Genomic DNA, 1,967 nt, shown 5'->3' with positions numbered 1-1,967 from the left:
AGAGTGTCGCAAAACCGTGAGTGTGCTGCCTTCTTTTCTCCTCCCGTATGTTCAATATACACGATCGGTTATTTGGCAAGCGGTCAAAACGTGGCTCGAAACGCCAAGGCGAGGAGCGAAGACCAAACAGGTTGGTTTTCCCACCAAGGAGGTCATCTTATTTTATGTCCGACGATTTTTACGGAATCTCTCCCGCTTGCATCACGCGGCGGCGAGAAGGTGGGGGATCATCGGCCCTGTGGGGAACGCAAGAACAGAACGGGCGGTTTGGTGGATGCAGACTTTGGAGGGACGGGGGGTGGGCTCGATCATCCAAGACCTGTGGACAAACGAGAGGTGGCATCTGTTTGCGGATCAAATTGCTTCCTGATTTTCTACTTAACACCAAAAATGGAGATGGTTGATGTTCCCACAAACCCTTCCTCTCGACGAATCTCGAGCCGTTTCGTAAGATAGGAGGCAGAGGGACCGGGACGGTCCAACATCACAGGGAGACAGGGAGGAGATCCGGATGGATGAATCGATGAGACACGACATCGCGCTGTTTCGGTACGGGCTGATCGCTCCGTTGGTGAATGGCCAGGTGGAGCCCAAGGCGTATTTGAATGAGGTGGGCGGGCGAGTGCATTCGATTCCTCATCAAGGGGACAAACCCATTGCGGCGAAGACGATTCTGGATTGGTGCGCCCGATACAAAAAAGGGGGCTTCGACGCCTTGAAGCCGAAGCGCCGTTCGGACCGCGGCCGCTCCAGACGTCTGTCCCCCGATGATGAGGATCATATTCTAGCATTGAGGAAGGAACATCCCACCATGCCCGTGACCCTATTCTACGAACAACTCACCAAGCAGGGGGACATTCCCACCACCCTCTCATACTTTACTATATACCGATTGTTGAAAAAACACAACCTGGTGGGAAAAGAAATCTTGCCGATGCCGGAGCGAAAGCGTTTTGCGTATGACCAGATCAATGAGCTATGGCAAGGGGACTTATCCCATGGACCCACGATTCGCGTCCATGGGAAAGCCCAGAAAACGTTTTTGATCGCGTATATCGATGACTGCTCGCGGTTAGTGCCATATGCCCAATTTTTCCCTTCGGAGAAGTTTGACGGGCTGCGGATCGTCACGAAGGAAGCAGTGCTTCGTTGCGGGAAGCCGAAACGCATTTACTCGGACAACGGGAAAATTTATCGGTCCGAGGTGCTGCAGTATGCGTGCGCCGAGATGGGGATTACGCTCATCCACACCCAGCCGTATGATCCGCAAAGCAAGGGGAAAATCGAACGGTTCTTCCGCACCGTGCAGACGCGGTTTTATCCGCTGTTGGAGCTGAATCCGCCGAAGTCGCTTGACGAGTTGAACGAGCGTTTTTGGAAGTGGCTTGAAGAAGAGTATCATCGAAAACCTCACGCCTCGCTTGATGGGAAAACGCCGCATGAGGTGTCTCAGTCCCAAGTGGAACGAGTGGTGTGGATCGAAGACATCGATTGGCTGGACGCGATTTTTCTGAAGCGGGAGCACCGCAAGGTCAAAGCCGATGGAACGATCACCTTGAACAAGCAGCTGTATGAAGTGCCGCCCCGGTTCATTGGGCAATCGATTGAACTCCGCTATGACGAACGGGGCGTCTATGTGTACGAAGATGGAAGGAAGGTGGCGGAGGCCGTTCGGGTTCGTTTGGAGGACAACGCCTATGTAAAACGCCATCGGTCCCCGTTTGCGGCGATTCCGGCGAAGGAGGGAGAACACGGTGTATAAATCGTTTTACTCCCTTTCGCGGGAGCCGTTTGCGAAAGAAACCGACCCGTCTGAGGCGTATCAAGGGGCGTCATTTCAGGAAGCGTTGCAGGCGCTGGAGTACGTGAAACGAACCCGGGGGATCGGGCTGTTGATCGGAGAGCCGGGGGCGGGCAAGACGTTCGCCCTTCGGGCGCTGAAAGAGTCATTGAATCCATCATTGTAC

General features: G+C 54.1%; 2 protein-coding genes. Both read left to right on the top strand.

Features of this window, described 5'->3' with window-relative positions:
• Positions 1–511 precede the first annotated feature (511 nt).
• Entirely contained in the window at positions 512–1,762 is a 1,251-nt protein-coding gene (locus tag CD000_RS00590) for an IS481 family transposase (RefSeq protein ID WP_096224655.1), read from the top strand.
• Positions 1,755–1,967: AAA family ATPase (locus CD000_RS18620; protein ID WP_369806538.1), on the top strand; the 213-nt coding region annotated here is incomplete at its 3' end. The genes CD000_RS00590 and CD000_RS18620, both read left to right, overlap by 8 nt.

Source organism: Geobacillus sp. FJAT-46040, from assembly GCF_002335725.1.
Taxonomy (GTDB): domain Bacteria; phylum Bacillota; class Bacilli; order Bacillales; family Anoxybacillaceae; genus Geobacillus; species Geobacillus thermoleovorans.
Note: the sequence above shows the minus strand (reverse complement) of the source record. Positions and strands in the feature narration are given on the sequence as shown.

What these genes read in the sequence shown, in the direction of transcription:
- CD000_RS00590 (WP_096224655.1), top strand. Translation starts at nt 512, where the DNA reads ATGGATGAATCGATGAGACACGACATCGCGCTGTTTCGGTACGGGCTG.